General features: G+C 53.7%; 11 protein-coding genes and 2 pseudogenes. 7 read left to right on the top strand and 6 right to left on the bottom strand.

Annotated features, from left to right (window positions below; translation table 11 throughout):
* Positions 1–118 precede the first annotated feature (118 nt).
* The 6 genes and pseudogenes from SFC07_RS07000 to SFC07_RS07025 all read left to right on the top strand — a co-directional run bounded on the left by SFC07_RS07000 (position 119) and on the right by SFC07_RS07025 (position 7,762).
* On the top strand, positions 119–1,057 hold the full coding sequence (locus SFC07_RS07000) for a WcbI family polysaccharide biosynthesis putative acetyltransferase (protein ID WP_411207518.1): 939 nt from the start codon (positions 119–121) through the stop codon (positions 1,055–1,057).
* A 138-nt stretch (positions 1,058–1,195) separates the two neighbouring features.
* On the top strand, positions 1,196–3,223 hold the full coding sequence (locus tag SFC07_RS07005; protein WP_411207519.1) for a glycosyltransferase: 2,028 nt from the start codon (positions 1,196–1,198) through the stop codon (positions 3,221–3,223).
* A gap of 462 nt (positions 3,224–3,685) precedes the next feature.
* Positions 3,686–4,696 (top strand): annotated as a pseudogene (locus SFC07_RS07010) (substrate-binding domain-containing protein).
* 22 nt (positions 4,697–4,718) lie between these two features.
* Positions 4,719–5,642, top strand: a complete 924-nt coding sequence (locus SFC07_RS07015; RefSeq protein WP_411207520.1) for a ribokinase — start codon at positions 4,719–4,721, stop codon at positions 5,640–5,642.
* 13 nt (positions 5,643–5,655) lie between these two features.
* Positions 5,656–6,791 (top strand): annotated as a pseudogene (locus tag SFC07_RS07020) (MFS transporter).
* A 32-nt stretch (positions 6,792–6,823) separates the two neighbouring features.
* Positions 6,824–7,762, top strand: a complete 939-nt coding sequence (locus SFC07_RS07025) for a nucleoside hydrolase (RefSeq protein WP_411207521.1) — start codon at positions 6,824–6,826, stop codon at positions 7,760–7,762.
* On the opposite strand, the gene SFC07_RS07030 is transcribed toward SFC07_RS07025, so the two are convergent.
* From SFC07_RS07030 to rpsA, 5 genes are all read right to left on the bottom strand, one after another.
* Entirely contained in the window at positions 7,759–8,241 is a 483-nt protein-coding gene (locus tag SFC07_RS07030; RefSeq protein WP_411207522.1) for an FABP family protein, read from the bottom strand. The genes SFC07_RS07025 and SFC07_RS07030 overlap by 4 nt on opposite strands.
* Before the next feature lie 66 nt (positions 8,242–8,307).
* A complete protein-coding gene (locus tag SFC07_RS07035) occupies positions 8,308–8,667 on the bottom strand; it encodes a DUF4259 domain-containing protein (RefSeq protein WP_411207523.1) in 360 nt (119 codons plus the stop codon).
* Positions 8,668–8,778: 111 nt separating this feature from the next.
* Positions 8,779–9,381: a dephospho-CoA kinase gene (gene coaE, locus SFC07_RS07040; RefSeq protein ID WP_411207524.1), complete on the bottom strand. Its 603-nt coding sequence runs from the start codon at positions 9,379–9,381 to the stop codon at positions 8,779–8,781.
* A gap of 47 nt (positions 9,382–9,428) precedes the next feature.
* The gene (locus SFC07_RS07045; RefSeq protein WP_411207525.1) at positions 9,429–11,456 is read right to left on the bottom strand and encodes a glucose PTS transporter subunit IIA; all 2,028 of its coding nucleotides are present in this window, start codon (positions 11,454–11,456) and stop codon (positions 9,429–9,431) included.
* 964 nt (positions 11,457–12,420) lie between these two features.
* Entirely contained in the window at positions 12,421–13,884 is a 1,464-nt protein-coding gene (rpsA, locus tag SFC07_RS07050; RefSeq protein ID WP_411207526.1) for a 30S ribosomal protein S1, read from the bottom strand.
* A 199-nt stretch (positions 13,885–14,083) separates the two neighbouring features.
* On the opposite strand from rpsA, the gene SFC07_RS07055 reads away from it, so the two are divergent.
* Entirely contained in the window at positions 14,084–14,884 is an 801-nt protein-coding gene (locus SFC07_RS07055; RefSeq protein ID WP_411207527.1) for a class I SAM-dependent methyltransferase, read from the top strand.
* Positions 14,885–14,934: 50 nt separating this feature from the next.
* On the opposite strand, the gene polA is transcribed toward SFC07_RS07055, so the two are convergent.
* Positions 14,935–17,577, bottom strand: coding sequence for a DNA polymerase I (gene polA, locus SFC07_RS07060; protein WP_411207666.1), 2,643 nt, complete (start codon positions 17,575–17,577; stop codon positions 14,935–14,937).
* Positions 17,578–17,745: the final 168 nt, after the last annotated feature.

The following is a 17,745-nucleotide window of genomic DNA, read 5'->3' on the forward strand; positions in this document are numbered from 1 at the left end:
GGGTTGCAACGCTCGCGGGTATGGATGGCCTGCCGGGATGGACAGCACTTTGATTGGCACAGCACCACCTTTCTAGATATGGGCGACTCATCTTGTATAACCTGTAATATTATCTTTAATGAATACGCAGGCATGTGGTAATAAACTTTTGGAAACTTCTACTGTGGCCCGCCGTCGCCATTACGCAGACTTCTACCGACTTCGTGTTCCCATCCAAATCAGTGAAAATCCCACTATAGTTGTAGTTGGCAACTGCCAGGCGGAATCCTTGCGCATACTCCTTGATTCCACCGGAGCTGTGAATTCTTTCCGCATCCCCGCCATCCACGAATGGACCAGCGAAGATATCGATCTTATTAGGGTGGTGCTGCAGACCACCGATATTCTGATCATGCAGCCGGTGCACGAAAACTATCGGGGGTTGCCCTGTGGCACCGACCAGTTGGCCCGTTTTCTGCCCGATAGTGGCAGTGTGGTTAGGTTCCCGGTATTGCGTTTTGATGGCCTCATGCCCTATCAGGCTATCATCCGCTCCCCAAACGATTCGTCTCTCAATCCGCCGGTTGTGCCTTACCACGATCTGCGGACTCTAGTAGCTGCGTCACGAGGAATCGACGCTCCAGCTGTGCCTTCCATAGAGGAAGAAAGTCTGCGTGAACTGGCCAAGATGAGCATTGCTGAGCTGCGGAAGCGTGAAGAGGCACATGGCACGGTGAGGGTTTCGGACTTTATTGAAACCTGGCCTATATGGCATACCATTAACCATCCTGACAACAGCACCTTGGAATTTCTCGCATATCAGGTACTGTCAGCCATCGGTGTATCCGGTGAGGTGCAGGATCCTGGCCGTGAATTACTGGGCGGCTTAGATGCCCCGATAGATGCCATTGCTGCCCGCGCCTTAGGTATAACGGTAATGGGACGTGAGACGTGGCATCCTCTACCCTTAGAAGATATCCATCAAGCTCAGCTTGCGTTCTACCGTGAGCACTCAGAGGTAGTGAATGCAGGAATGAAGCGTCATGCGCAGCGACTGAGATTGCTAGGTTTGATCTAGAAATGTAGTCCGATGGATGGAATCAATGAACCATGACGATGACCGACCATGGAACTTGCCCCCGCAGCCTCGGTGGGTTTTGATAAAGTCGCAGATCATTGCCCAATGCAATGCTTGGCTTGAGAAGGAGCGCTACGGATGCATATAACCCACCTGTTAGTAGGTCCCGCAGAACACGGTGTAACCGAATACGCGCGACTACTAGCAGCTCACAGTGGCGGCCTCCGAGCTGGTCTTGAAGACACCCTTCACCCGGGCCCGATCCATGTTACGTTTACCGACCACCTTTTCGGCCCCGATCCAGAGTCCGCAGTGGATGCCGTTTTGGCCGCTGTAGAGGGTCATCCGTTTAGTGTTTCCTTCCATGACGTACCTCAACCCGAGGAAGGACTAGAGCGTTTCGAACGTCGCAGTAATGCTTACCAGCGCTTGGCCCGAATGGCTGACCTCTCTGTGACTAACTCATGCCATGAGGCTTCCTTCTTCGACAGTGATATACATGTCATCGCTCTGCCGCTTCCTGAGGCACCCGCCCCCGCCAGCACCCCGGATCCTGGTACTGTCGGCGTCCTCGGTTTTATCTATCCAGGCAAAGGCCATGAGACCATTGCCACAGCGGCGAGGCAGGTGGACGGACTTTCTGTTCGCGCACTCGGCACGTACTCCTTAGGCCATGAGAACATGGAGTTGCCCGGGGTGGAAGTTACCGGTTACCTTTCCGATGCTGACCTGTGGGCGGAGATGGACCGCATTGCCATCCCCGTATGCGCCCACCGACACTTCTCTGCGTCAGGATCTTTAATGCGCTGGCTCGCTGCCGGAAGACGTGTGTTGGTAGCCGATAGCGATTATGCCCGTGAGGTTGCAGCTAATCATCCCGAGCAGGTGGTGGTGGTCAACGATTGGCCTTCTGCGCTCGCCGAAGCGGCCAATGACCCAGAATTTACCCAGCGCGTTAACACACTCCCTACCTGGGGGTGGCAGGAGGTGTCCACCTCCTGGCAGGATCTATGGATCACACATTTCGGACCATGGCTGCGTGGCAACATACCACCAAGCCCTGTTGATGATCCGGCAGCAGTCAGCGTCGTAATTCCCTATTACAACGACATCGACTCCTTAAAAAAAGTCATCGCAGGGATCGAGAAAAACAACCATGAAGGCGAAGTGGAGATTATTATCGCCGACGACGGATCCGACATTCCGCCTGAGGTTACCTCGACGTTGCCCATTACAGTAGTTCGCCAGGAAGACCAGGGGTTTCGTGCAGCAGCCGCACGCAACTTAGGCGCCCGGGCAGCCTCTCACGAGGTGTTAGTTTTCCTCGACGGCGATACGGTCCCCCGCCCTGGGTATTTAAGTGCGATGAGCAGATGGATCACAGCTGATCCCCGCAGTGTGGTGGTGGGTACCCGTCTTCAGGACGGAGTAGAACCGCAGTGGCTCCGCGATGCCTGGGAATATACCCGCCACCTGTGCCTATCTGATGATACCTCCTGGCGCTTCATTATTTCCTCAGTGCTAGGTACCTCGAAGCAATTGTTTTCTCAGGTCGACGGGTTCGACGAGACAATGATTGGTTATGGTGGAGAAGATTGGGAATTCGGATGGCGACTGTGGAACACCGGTGCTATCTTCATTCACGATCCCGAAGCCGTCGCCGATCACCTTGAGCCGGAGTGGGATGTCCGCGTCCAGCCTGAGAAGGACAAGCTCGCGCAGAAAAATACTGAGTCTATCGCCCTGGCTTCACGCATAACTCACCCGATAGCGCGCCCTGCCGGTGTTTTTTTCGAGCAACAAGACATTGTTGTTTCCCTTCCAGGGAATACTCCCGAACCAGTGGTGACAGCATGGCTCCAAGCAGGTGACGTTTGTGTGGTAGGTCCCATGTCCGAGCTATTTCAAGCCGATCCACGCGTGGGTTTTGCAACAGGGAGGATCAGCATCGAACTTAGCCAACCCCTCTGCCCTCCCACGGATCTCGCAGAATGCCTCCTGCGTGTGGAGCAGCTCGGTGGCCACGGAGTTTTGCGCTACAAAAACCGGAATGTAGGGCAAATCCGATATAAGCGAATTACTTGCCAAACCCCCGCAATTATCCACACCCAGATGCATCCGTGGCAGGGATCATTACGATTGGAAAGATGGTTTGCCAGCTGGTGACCCCTGTGCTATTACCATCAAGGCCATTTTCGACCGGACAAGGCTTTGGGAGGATTGGAGTTGTGAGAGAAGATTTCTCATCGCTTTGGTTGTAGCGTCTAAATACCATATCTGAAACGGAGACTAGCCGTAGGGCTTTTACTCGGTGCCCGCTTCCACGTCTCGGGTAAGAACCGCAATGTAATAGTTCACCGTCTACGCTTATGGAGCAAAATACCTTGGCTAGCTGGTTACATTCGGAAAAATTCACCAGCCACCTCTCGCCGAACATGAGCTATCAAACCCTTAAACGCTGAAGTGGAGATAGTCACAGAACCAATTGAGACAAAAGGGTCATCTTAATGAAAGTATTCCCCCGATTCCTACCCCTGTCGCCAACGTAGCCATGCACGTAATAGGTTGAAATAACAGTTTATGTAAACGATTGCATCAAGGTAGGCAATGAAATAAGGAGGGGGCGTCGTGGCGACGGACAAATTCCGACCGACTCTTAAAGATGTCGCTCTCCAAGCAGGTGTCTCCATCGCCACAGCATCGCGAGCACTGGCGGATAATCCGGCGGTTGCTGCATCGACTCGTCAAAGAATCCAGCAATTAGCCTCTGATCTGGGCTACCGGGCCAATGCTCAAGCTCGTGCGCTTCGCAGTTCTCGCAGCAACACCATTGGTGTGGTTGTTCCCAGCCTGATTAATCATTACTTCGCCGCCATGGTTACGGAGATTCAAAGCACCGCTAGCAAAGCCGGACTTGCCACGATTACCACCAACAGCAATGAAGATGCCACCACCATGTCTGGGTCTTTGGAGTTTCTCACCTAGCATGGTGTCGATGGAATCATCTGCGTGCCAAATGAAGAATGCGCGAATCAACTAGAGGGCTTGCAGAAGCAAGGAATGCCAGTGGTGTTGGTTGACCGAGAGCTTCCAGGAGACTCCACCATCCCAACGGCGACCTCTAACCCCCAACCAGGAATCGCCGCAGCAGTAGAACTCCTGGCTCACAACAACGCGTTGCCGATTGGTTATCTCTCTGGTCCCATGGACACCTCAACAGGTAGAGAGCGATTAGAGGCTTTCAAAGCAGCCTGTGCCAACTCTAAAATCGGCGAGCAGCTCGTTTTTCTAGGTGGGTACGAATAAAGCGTTGGGTTTGAAGGCGCTACAAAATTGCTCGGCCAAGGAGCTAAAACTCTTTTTGCTGGCGATTCCATGATGACGATCGGTGTCATTGAAGCCTGCCATAAGGCTAATTTGGTTATCGGCAAGGATGTCAGCGTGATTGGTTTTGATACCCATCCGCTTTTTGCCCTGCAGCCTCATCCATTGACAGTGATTGATCAAAATGTGGAACAACTAGCCCAACGAGCAGTGTCTATCCTCACCGAACTAATTGCAGGCACGGTGCCCAGCGTCACGAAAACTACGATCCCCACTGCCCTTATTCAGCGTGAATCAATCATCAACTCCACTTAAAGGAAGAAGGATGGACTCCCCAATGAGTAATTTAACCGGTACCGACATAGTCGTCGTCGGATCCATCAATGCCGATCTCACCGCGAAAGTTCAACGCCACCCTGAACCCGGAGAAACCCTCCTGGGCAGCGGCGGCACAGTTAGTGCTGGTGGCAAAGGTGCCAATCAAGCTGTGGCGGCAGCACAATTAGGTGCCAAAGTCACCATGATCGGTGCGGTTGGAACTGATCAAATGGCTGGCGAGGCGCTGACACATTTGCATCAATCAGGAGCAGATATGTCCGCGATTGCCACCGTGGATGGTCCCACTGGTCTTGCCATCATCACGGTGTCTGACGATGGGGAAAACACCATCATCATTATCCCTGGCGCTAACTCTTCTGTCACCGCAGAATTTGTTGATAAACGCTCCCAACTCATTGAGAACGCCGACATTGTGTTGCTTCAAGGTGAGATCCCTGCCGATGGTTTCGAGCGTCCCGTCGACCTTTCACAAGGACGTGTGGTGATCAATCTGGCTCCACTTGTGCCCGTGGGACATGCTCAGCTGCGCCGTGCTGATCCATTGCTGGTCAATGAACACGAAGGCGCTCTGGTGCTGGACATGCTTGGAACACCAGCGACGACTTCGGATCCCCCAGGTTTGGTCAATGAATTGCTGGAGCAGGGTTTTGCTTCCGTGGTGATGACACTTGGTGCCGAAGGTGCTCTGGTTGGCACGCCGGGCCAACTCACGGCAATTCCTACACCAAAAATCCAGGCAGTCGATACAACCGGAAGTGGAAACGCGTTTGCGGGGGCACTCGTCGCAAAGCTCTCTGAAGGCGCTGGCCTTATAGAGGCCGCAACTTTTGCTTCGCGCGTTGGCGCTTATGCCGCCACGAAGCCGGGCGCTAAAGCCTCCTACCCCACCCTGACCACTGAACTCCCCTCAACCATTCACTGAAAAGAGAACACTGATGTCACTTCCTGTTCAGCCGAGTAAAACCTCGGCCGCCACAGTCATACCATTGATGATCGCTCTACTGGTCGCAGTATTCGCCTTCCAGCTCAACGCGTCAATGCTGGCGCCAGCGCTGGCTACGATGGAAACTGAACTTAATGCAACAGCTGCCCAAATCGGTATGACGCAGACTGCCTTCTTCACCGCGGCTGCACTGTTTTCCCTGTTCCTGCCACGTTGGGGTGATCTGATTGGTCGCCGCAAAGTGCTGGTCGGCATGATGATTGTCACCGGTATTGGATGTGTTGTCGCTGCCTTTGCTCCGAATGTGACCATCCTCTTCCTGGGTCGTCTGATTCAAGGTGTTGCTGGCCCAACCGTGCCACTGTGTCTGATCATTCTGCGTCAGCAGGTAACCAATGAAAAGCAATATGCGCTGCTTCTCGGAATTGTCACCTCTGTCAACGGTGGTATCGGCGGCGTGGACGCGATGGCTGGTGGCTGGCTGAAACGCTTGGTTTCCGTTCCATCTTCTGGGTCATGGCTGCCTTTTGTGCTGTCGCTGCCCTCTCGCTCCCCTTCAGTGTGAAGGAATCCACCGCTGAAGAAACCCCGAAGATGGACTGGCTTGGTGTGCTGCCCCTGGCGGTATCCATTGGTTCCTTGCTCATGGCCTTCAACGAAGCCGGCAAGCTCGGTGCAGCAAACTGGGTCCTTGTGGTTGTGCTATTCATCATCGGTATCGCCGGAGTCATCTTCTTCTACAACATCGAAAAACGCGTTAAGCACCCGCTGGTCAGTGTCGAATACCTCGGAATCTCAATCTTCGTGGGTATTACTTATGCAGGTATTGCCAACATCATGCTCAATGGCCTGGGCATCGTACTCTCCCCTGCTAACAACCAAGGCTATCTGCCTGGCATGAACGCCGGTGCCTTCAACTTGGGTGCAGGTATTTCCTTCGCCATCCTCTTCGCAGTCTCCACGGCATTCGGTGACAACGACGGAGGATACGCCGCAGGCATGTGGGCTGGCGTGATCATCTTGGTCCTCGCCTTCCTCTGCTCCCTGCTGATCCCACGCCCAGAATCAATCACGGATACAGTGGCAGCCCAAGTCCAGGCTGAAGAAGCCGCTCAAGCCGCCAGCTAAATCCTCATACTTGAACTAAGGAGTTTTCCCCTATGACCACCAAGATCATCCTCGACTGCGATCCAGGACACGACGACGCTGTAGCCATGCTGCTCGCAGCCGGTAGTCCAGAAATTGAACTGCTTGGAATCACCACGGTCGGCGGCAACCAGACGTTGGACAAGGTCACCCACAATACGCAGGTCGTAGCCACCATCGCAGATATCAATGCCCCTATCTACCGTGGTGTCACCCGACCACTAGTGCGCTCCGTTGAAGTAGCCGAAGACATTCACGGCGATACCGGCATGGAAATCCACAACTTTGAGCTGCCAGAACCCACCAAACAGGTGGAAGATGTCCATGCAGTGGACTTCATTATCGACACAATCATGAACAATGAACCCGGCACCGTAGCCCTGGTTCCCACCGGACCACTGACCAACATCGCGCTAGCAGTCCGAAAAGAACCACGCATCGCCGAGCGTGTCAAGGAAGTTGTCCTCATGGGCGGTGGCTACCACGTAGGAAACTGGACCGCCGTAGCCGAATTCAACATCAAAATCGACCCCGAAGCAGCCCACATCGTATTCAACGAAAAGTGGCCACTGACCATGGTCGGCCTCGACCTTACCCACCAGGCACTCGCAACACCTGAGATCGAAGCCAAGTTCAACGAGCTGGGCACCGACGTCGCCGATTTCGTCGTCGCGCTTTTCGACGCCTTCCGCAAGAACTACCAAGATGCCCAGGGCTTTGATAACCCACCAGTGCACGATCCTTGCGCCGTTGCCTACCTCATCGATAATTCAGTGTTCACCACGCGCAAGGCTCCACTTGATGTAGAGCTCACGGGTGCGCTCACCACCGGAATGACCGTTGCAGATTTCCGCTCCCCAGCGCCTGCCGATTGCACCACTCAGGTTGCGGTAGAGCTGGACTTTGAAAAGTTCTGGAACTTGGTTATCACCGCCGTCGAGCGAGTCGGCTAAACCTGCTTTTCTAAGTGGCTTTCCAAATGCTGCTGCAATTGCTGACCTGCAGCAGCCATATCAAAACGAGTTTTAAGCACTGTGCGTTCTTTATTTAACACATAAAAACGCGCAGTGCTTTTTACTTCTTTAGCAGTCGGTGAGTTCACCACAGTGGACTGCTCAAAATCAAAGCGCAGCTCGCCATCAAACTCTGCAACAGCGCCTTCCAAAAGCTCAGTTTGGCCCGTGGGCTGAGCGAGAGTGAATTCCAGCTTGCCCTCCCCCACAGGACGGAAAAATCCCAGCTCGGTATGCATCGGACCGTGTGCACCCTGCGTCCTTTGATCGTAGCGCAAAAAGGGCTTGCCAGGAATCGCACTAAAAGTTACGGTCTCGCGGTATTCAAAACCCGCAATAGTCGGATAATATCCACTGCCTTGTCCACTCCACGTACCGATTAAGAAGGAAAATGGCGCAACATTTGGGTGAAGGCTCATAAGCACTAAGCCTAGCCATTTACCCCAGTTTCGCGTCCGCGCAGCGGTTTTTCGTCGAAAAGCGTCTTATTTTAAGAGCACGTAGGAATGCGATTTCCACTCGTGGAGCTTCTCACCCTCGCGCTGCCAGCGCGCATAAAGCGCCGAAACTGTGTCATCAATCAATACCGCTTCCAGGCATTGGCGCAGCTTATCCTTCATCGCCGGAGTTTGGAGCCTTTCGACGTCCACCTCCGCTCCTTCTGCAGGCTGATTGCCGGCCGCCAGGTGTGCGAGCGCGATAATCAGCGCACCCTGGTCCTCCTCGATATGCCGCTGGCCAATGTCAGGTAACAACTCCGCAGGATCAAGGTGCCCCTCGCGGAGATCCTCCAACACTTCCTGAGCTTCCTCGTTATCAAAGGGACCAGTATTCCAAATCTTCATGGGCGCTAGAATACCGCTTTTGGGAGGGCTGGTGTGGGTTTAGGTTGCAACGTATCTTGATGCTGACGAAAAACTGCAATCGTGAATCAGATAAATATCTGTCCAAGGATGCTACTTAGAACGCGTCAAAATCTCCGCAATAACCTTCTTCATATTCGCCTTAAGATCATCCAAACTACCGTTATTGTCAATCACCACATCAGCAGCTTTCAAACGCACCTCATCAGGCACCTGCGAATCAATGCGGCGACGCACATCTTCCTCACCCAAACCGCGCTTTTCGACGAGGCGACGCACGCGCTCCTCAGCGTTGACGTCCACCACCAGCACCATATCCATGTTGCGGTCTAGCCCTTTATCTACCAGCAGGGGCATATCGTAAATGGCCACCTTGGTGCCATTGGCCTCAGCTTCTGCAAAACGACGCGCGGTTTCCTCCGCGATCTTTGGGTGCGTAATCGAATTTAGCAGCGCTGTGTGTTCCGGATCCACGAAGGCCTTGGCTGCAAGACCTGGGCGATCCAGGGTTCCATCCTCATTGAGGATTTCCGGCCCGAAGGCCTCTACGAGTTCTGCAAGGGCGGGTTGGCCAGGTTCAACAATTTCGCGGGCGATGCGGTCTGCGTCGATAATCAAAAATCCCTCAGACGACAAAAGATCGGCAACGGTTGACTTACCGCTGCCGATCCCACCGGTCAGTCCAATCTTTAACATACTGACCAGATTAGTGCTTTTTGCCCTGTTATGGGCGTTTTTTGAGGCTATTCCGCTCCATTGACCTTGATGACGGTCGTGGTGGAGTCTGCATGTGCTGCTTCGATGCCAACAATCTCACCGAACTTCGCTGCATTAGAGACCACAACTGGGGTGATCAATGGCAGGTTCTTGGAGCGAATGAACTCTGGGTCAAAGGTGATCAAAGGATCTCCAGCCTTGACCTGCTGCTTGCGCTCCACGTGAACCTGGAAGCCTCCGCCACCCAGCTGGACAGTATCCAAGCCAACATGGATGAGCAGCTCAATGCCACTTTCCAATCGCAGAGCAACTGCGTGGCCGGTCTTCTGCACCAAAATAACGGTGGCATCTGCCGGAGCAACAACAGTATTTCCGGTTGGCTCAATGGCGATACCTGGTCCCAGCTTGCCAGCAGCGAAGATAGGATCTGGAACCTCAGACAGTGAAACTGCTTTGCCCTCGAGTGGAGAAACAATCTCAACCACTTCACCAGCTGCAAGACGAGGCTTGGTGGCTACTGCGGTTGCAGCGGCTGCGCCACCTGCGACTGCGGTACCTGCTGCTGCTGGAGCAACAGCAGGTGCTGCGGTGTTGTTATCCTCAGCTGCCTGAGCTGCAGCGGCCTGTGCCTTTGCCTCTTCGCGCTCTGCATCCGAGCGGTAATCGAAGAAGAGAACCAGAAGCATAGAGGTAAAGAATGCTGCTGCGATACCAACGGTGTAGCCCAACCAAGGATCCATTGCTGGGATGGTGAGCAAGGAGGTGAACACGAAAGCGTATGCCTTGATGTTGAAGATACCCATCACGATGCCGCCGACCAAGCAGCCTGGCAGCAGACGGAAGTAGGTCTTCTTGAAGCGCAGGAGCACGCCGTAAAGGGAAGGCTCAGAAATACCGCCGAGCAAACCAGCGAGCATGCCACCCATGGAAACCTGGCGCATTCCTCGGTTCTTTTCCTTCAAAGCGATCAAGAATACGCCAGTGACCAGGCCGAAGCAGGCGAAGTTCCAGGCGCCCATTGGTCCCTGAATGAAGTCATAACCCAAGGTATTCAGGTTTTGAACCATGATGGCGTTTAGTGGCCAGTGCAAGCCCAAAGGCACCAAGAATGGGTAGAGCAAAGGAATCAGAATGGACAGAATGAATGGGCTGAAGTTGTTAACAGTATCCAGCAAGTTGGAGATGCCGTTACCAATGCCAATTCCGAAAGGTCCAAGCAGGAATGCGGTAGCTGGGATCATGATGAGCAGGGAGAAGAATGGCACGAACACCATCTGCACTGCTTCAGGGATGATCTTCTTCAGACCCTTTTCCACCCAGTACAGACCAATTGCTGCAATCAGTGGTGGGAAAACCTGGCCGGAGTAGTCGTTCAACACCATGGGCATACCGAATACAGTCACGGTATCGCCAGCGGAGCCAAGTGCGAGGAACTCTGGGGTCAGCAGTGCGGCTGGGATAGCTGCACCGATCCACTCATTAGCTCCAAGCTTACGAGCTGCGGTAGCACCCACCATGATTGGCAGGAAGTAGAAAACCGAACGCCACATGGAGTGCAGGAATACATAAGTATCAGGCTGCTCATCCATTGGTGCGCGGAAGTCCTGCAAACCGAAGGTATCTGCAAGAACAAGGAGAGTAATAATCAGGGAGGCACCAAGCAGTGCCCACAGAATTGGGCGGAAGGTATCAGAGAGGAACTCAAAGGCATAGTCCACCCAAGAGAACTTGCCTCGAACTCCGCCATATTCCTTCTTGGATGCTGCTGGCTTTGGAGCATCGCCACCAGCGAACTGGCCCATACCATCAAGCTTGAGCATTTCTTGGTAATAGTTGGCAACAGATCCACCCATTACTACCTGCATACCGGTAGAGCCCTGTGGCACAACGCCGAGCACGGAAGGATCGGAATCAATCTCTGCTTGCTTAACTGCAGATTGATCTCGAACCTGGAAGCGCAGACGAGTGGCACAGTGGGTCATCGACGTAATATTGTCTGGACCACCGAGGTTATCCAGAATATGCTGCGATGTCGTCGTGAGTTTGGACGCCATGTCAAACCTTTCTGAACGCGCGGCTTTAGTCTTCCCGCAGGAAGTTATCCACCGCAACGAAATGGAGCCGTCAGGACCGCGGTTCGATCCTGCAGCGCATACCAATTCTTCGGAGCTTCCCCATCCGGTAGATGGGTTGGCTTCTCAAGAAAACGATTGCACACAAAACAAAATTTTTTCCTGATTGCTCAGGCTGCTTTTTAGTTTCTTCAGGCAAGCTCCCCAATCTTTGTGATGGGGAACACTTACGTCCGAATAAGTGGTAAGTCTCCCTAATGATATGTCCGAATACCTCACAAAACAAGACGAAACACACAGGCACAAACAAATACAAAAGTTTTGCGCCGGAGAACTCCACATAAGGCCACTACAAAGGCTATAAGTGGCCAAACCTTTACCTAACGCTTCAGGGCTGAAAAAGTTCCCCCAATTTTTCAAAGGCCGATAAAGCGATGAATTTCCGCAAATACGGTTTAGCCCCAACGCTTCCTCTTCAGGGCCTCAAACGCTAATCTGAGGGGACATTTTTGAGCCCTTTTAGCTATTAAATTCACTATCTGTGCCAGATCCTACAAACTCAAGCACCCCTTGTTGATTCTTGTAGATTCTGGCACAAAAAAGCATGCTCATTTGTCCCTGAGTCTACAAAAACTAAATACCAAACCCTTTACTTGTAGGATCTGGCACAGTTTAAGGCCACTCAGGTCTTTTTATGCCCTCACAAGAGATGTCCGAGACACTTCCAGGGTTTTCTTGAGCCCCGAAGCGACATTTTCCCTGAGCTTCTCCCGCATTTCAGCGAGCAAGCCCCCCCCCAAAAAAAAGAGCCGAACCCAAAAGCATACAAAACACCCCGCTTCCCTTTGCCCTAAAGCAAATGAAAACGGGGTGTTTATGCGGAGCAAGCTCTAATGATGTCCACTGTCAACGTCAATGGACACCTTAGTGCTAGGTGCAGGAATTATTAGTTGCCTGCAAGCTTCTCGCGCAGAGCAGCAAGCTGCTCGTCGGAAGCGAGGGATCCACCGGTTGTCTCTTCGGAAGATGCTGCTGCTGGAGCTGCCTCTTCAGACTCGGAGGAGTAGTTGCCTGCAGGAGCCTCGGCAGCTGCCTCTTCTGCCTGCTGGCGACGACGCTCGATCTGAGCGGTGTGAGCGGTGAAGCGACGCTCGGACTCTGCGTAGCGAGCCTCCCATGCCTGACGCTGCTCATCGAAGCCTTCGAGCCATTCGTTGGTCTCTGGATCGAAGCCCTCAGGGAAGATGTAGTTACCCTGCTCGTCGTAGGAGTCAGCCATGCCGTACTTGGATGGATCGAACTCTTCGGTGTAGTCCTCATCAGCCTGCTTGAGGGAGAGGGAGATACGACGACGCTCGAGATCGATGTCGATGACCTTGACCATAACCTCTTCGCCAACAGCGACGACCTGGTCAGGAACCTCAACGTGGCGCTGAGCCAGCTCGGAGATGTGGACGAGGCCCTCGATGCCCTCTTCGACGCGAACGAACGCACCGAATGGAACAAGCTTGGTGACCTTGCCTGGCACGATCTGTCCCACAGCGTGGGTACGTGCGAAGACGCGCCATGGATCTTCCTGAGTTGCCTTCAGGGAGAGGGATACGCGCTCGCGGTCGAGATCAACGTCGAGAACCTCAACGGTGACTTCGTCGCCAACGGTGACAACCTCAGATGGGTGGTCGATGTGCTTCCAAGAAAGCTCGGAAACGTGAACCAGTCCGTCGACACCGCCGAGATCGACGAATGCGCCGAAGTTGACGATGGAAGAGACGACGCCCTTGCGGACCTGGCCCTTCTGGAGCTGGTGCAAGAACTCGGAACGGACCTCAGACTGGGTCTGCTCGAGGAATGCACGGCGGGAAAGAACAACGTTGTTGCGGTTCTTGTCCAGCTCGATGATCTTAGCTTCGAGCTCCTGGCCGATGTATGGGTCCAGGTCACGAACGCGACGCATTTCGACGAGGGATGCTGGCAGGAAGCCACGCAGTCCGATGTCGATGATAAGGCCGCCCTTGACGACCTCGATGACGGTGCCGGTAACAGGCTCGTCCTTCTCCTTGAGCTCCTCGATGGCTCCCCATGCACGCTCGTACTGAGCACGCTTCTTGGAAAGGATCAGACGACCTTCCTTGTCTTCCTTGGTGAGGACAAGTGCGTCGATCAGGTCGCCAACTTCGACGACATCGTCAGGATCAACATCGTGCTTGATGGAAAGCTCGCGGGATGGGATAACACCCTCGGTCTTGTATCCGATGTCGAGAAGAACCTCGTCACGATCGACCTTCACCACGGTGCCTTCGACGATGTCACCATCGTTGAAGTACTTGATGGTTGCGTCGATTGCTGCAAGGAAGTCCTCAGCAGAGCCAATATCGTTGATGGCTACCTGAGGTGCATTGTTGGTGGGCATATGTAAATTGCTCCGAAATGGATAGGAAATTTAGAATGGACAGGAAGCAATGTCTCCCAAATACCCTGTATGGACGGGGTTTTGATTTCACGTACAAGCTCGGTGTGCTTTCCTACAAGAACACGCCAATACCCTACGCAGCGACACGCCTAACCAAGACTACGCCGTTGTTGCAGCTAGAGCAAATACAATAGCAAGAATGGGCACACATGATACCAGTGAGACTAATGAGTTTTCACGCGCTAACCGCTCTTGGTGGGATTTAGACGCGCAGGACTATCACGAGCGCCACGGATCTTATCTCGGCACGGACCATCCCCATGGCGAATTTTATTGGTGCCCGGAGATGCTGCACGAAAGAGATCTCAGACTCCTCGGGCGCCCCCAGGAACTGCGCAATAAGAAAATTCTCGAAATCGGATGTGGCTCTGCGCCCTGTTCACGCTGGTTATCCCACGATGTGCCAGATGCATTTATCACCGGCTTTGATATTTCCCGGGAAATGCTGCGCCACGCCGGCACCAACCACAAAGTATCTCTCCTCCAAGCCGATGCCATGGCACTTCCCTTCCAAGACAACTCCTTTGACCTGGTATTTTCAGTATTCGGCGCCATCCCCTTTGTCGAGAATTCCGCGGCACTCATGCAAGAACTTGCCCGCGTGCTTAAACCCGGTGGCCGACTGATTTTTTCTATCACCCATCCCATGCGTTGGATTTTCCCCGACGATCCCGGCCCCGCGGGCCTCACCGCCACCATCAGCTACTTCGATCAGGGTGGCTACGTGGAAGAAGACGAGGAAACCGGGCAATTAACCTATGCCGAACAGCACCGCACCATGGGTGCGCGGATCAAAGAGCTTATCGACGCAAGCTTTGTGCTCGATCAGGTTTTGGAACCAGAATGGCCCCAAGATCTCACTGAGACCTGGGGCCAATGGTCGCCATTAAGAGGTCAACTCTTTCCTGGCACTGCCATTTTTATTGCAACCTTGAATTAACCCGCAACCTCGAATCCCACAAGTTAAATACGGAAAATCTCTCGCAAAAACTAGTGCGCGGCAGCGTCCCAGTTCGGGCCGTCACCTGCGGAAACTTCCAGAGGAACGGACAAGGTAATAGCGCTGTCCATTTCTCTTTCCACAATCTCGCGGACCTGCTCCAGCTCACCGGTGGCAATTTCTACCACTAATTCATCGTGAACCTGCAGCAATACGCGGGATTTCACTCCGGCAGCACGGAGTTCCCGGTCCACGCGAATCATCGCCACCTTAATAATGTCAGCAGCCGTGCCCTGGATAGGTGCATTAAGGGCAGCGCGCTCCGCGTTTTCACGAGCCACACGGTTATCGGAGGTTAGCTCTGGCAGGTAGCGGCGGCGGCCAAAGAGGGTTTCGGTGTAACCTGCCTTGCGGGCTTTTTCCACTACTTCACCCAGGTAACGCTGCACGCCACCGAAGCGCTCAAAGTAGGACTCCATAATGGACTTGGCTTCACCGGCCGAGATTCCCAATTGCTGGGAAAGACCAAAGGCAGAAAGACCATAAACCAGACCATAGGACATGGCCTTTACACGGCGGCGCAGCTCTGGCGTAACGCCATCAATTGGCACATCAAAGACCTTAGAACCCACATAATTGTGCAGGTCTTCGCCCTCGCGGTAGGCCTCGATCAAACCTGGGTCCTGGGATAGGTGCGCCATCACACGCATTTCAATCTGCGAGTAGTCGGCAGTAAGCAAGGTTTCAAAGCCTTCGCCCACCACAAAAGCGGAACGAATCTTGCGTCCAGCCTCAGTACGGACCGGAATATTTTGCAGGTTGGGATCCGTGGAGGACAGTCGACCAGTTGAGGCAACCGTCTGATTAAAGGTGGTGTGAATACGCCCATCAGGTGCAACTTCGCGGATAAGACCCTCCAAGGTGGTCTTCATCTTTTGCACCTGGCGGTGTGCCAACAACCGATCCAAGAAGGGGTGCGGATTCTTAACTGCCAGCGCCTCAATTTCCGCGGCTGCGGTTGAATAACCAGTCTTGGTCTTCTTGGTTTTGGGCAGGCCCAGGGTCTCAAAAAGCACTACCTGCAGCTGCTTGGGACTGGACAAATTCAGCGTGGGATCGCCTGCGAGCTCGCGGGCCGCTTCCTCTTCTTGAGCAACCTGATCAATAAAGGCCTCTAGCTGCTGCTCGAGGGTATCCACATCCACGGCAATGCCAATGGCTTCCATACGCGCCAAAATTCCTGCCAGTGGAATTTCCAAATCGCGATAAAGCTCAAAAGCTTGAATATCTTGAAGCTGCTTGGTGAGTTCCTCAGACAGTTCCAAAATCGCAATGGCATCGTCCACCAAGGACTGATCATCGGCAGCATCGAGCAAAGTCAACTGTCCACCATTGTCATTGGTGCTCAAACTGCGTTGTAAGTGCCGCTGGTAAACGTCGGCAAGCTCATAAGTACGTTGCCCTGGGCGCAACAGGTAGGCGGCAATGGCGGTGTCATGCGCCACCCCGTTTAGCTCAAAACCGCGGCCGGCCAGCATGTGGTAGGCGGCTTTGGCGCCGTGCAGCAGCTTGGGGTCCGCAGACGCCAGCCACGTGGCCAACGCAGCCTCGTCCTCCGTGCTGATATCAGCCAAATCGGCCAAGACCGCATGGCGGGCGGTATCGGCGATACCGACCACATAAGCGTCGCCACCTGCAGGTTTAGCCACACCGGTGAGTGCCAGCGCAAGTGGTTGGCCAGCGCGGGCTGGCAGCCACTTAGCCAAAGGGAGCGTATCGACGACAACCTGCTCGGCTTCTTCAGCAACAGTTTCGGCCACATTGCCCTCGGCTTTAATAACAGCCAGGACACGCTCGCGCAGGTTGGTTCCAAACTCCAAGTCATCAAACTTGGAGGCAATTTCTGGCACCTGTGCAGGTTTCATCTCCAGATCATCAGGTCCTACCGGCAGCTCCAGGTCTTTGACCATCTCGGTGAGCTTGCGGTTCATGCGTACCTGATCGATGCGTTCGCGCAGGCTATCGCCTACTTTGCCCTTGATTTCATCGGCATGCTCCAGCAGATTTTCCAAGGTGCCATATTCCACGATCCACTTCTTCGCGGTCTTCTCACCCACACCCGGAATATTGGGCAGGTTATCGGAAGGATCACCACGCAGAGCTGCAAATTCTGGGTACTGCTGCGGGGTGAGGCCATACTTCTCCTCCACGGCTTCCGGGGTAAAGCGGTGCAAAACCGAAACACCCTTCATGGGATAAAGCACTGTGGTGGTGTCATTAACCAACTGGAAGGAATCGCGGTCACCGGTCACGATGAGCGTGTTATATCCCAGGGGCTTTGCCGCTACCGACAAGCTGGCGATCACATCATCGGCCTCAAAATCCACCTTTTCAATGGTGGTAATGCCCAAGGTTGCCAGCACCTCCTTAAGGATTTCTACCTGGCCCTTAAATTCTGGAGGGGTGGCATCGCGCTGGGCTTTATAGGCCGGGAACATATCCGTGCGGAAGGTCTTTCGTCCCACGTCAAAGGCCACCGCAATGTGCGAGGGCTGCTCTTCTTTGAGCAAGGTGGAGAGCATGGAGAGAAAGCCATAGACAGCATTCGTGGATTGACCTCCCGTTGTTGAGAAATTCTCGGCGGGAAGGGCGAAAAATGCACGGAAGGCCATGGAGTGGCCGTCGATAAGCATGAGGGTCTGGTCAGTCTTCTCAGTCACTTATCCGAGTGTAGGCGAGTGAGTAATTTGGCGATACATTCCCCCGCTTCACCACCCGATTTCCATTTTGTGGGCAATTTGGTCTAATATTTCTTCCAGTCAGCAAGACAAGTTCTTTCGGGTTCTTGTTATGGTTGATTT

Origin of the sequence: Corynebacterium callunae (genome assembly GCF_046592015.1) — a bacterium.
In the GTDB taxonomy this organism is placed as follows: Bacteria; Actinomycetota; Actinomycetes; order Mycobacteriales; family Mycobacteriaceae; genus Corynebacterium; species Corynebacterium callunae_A.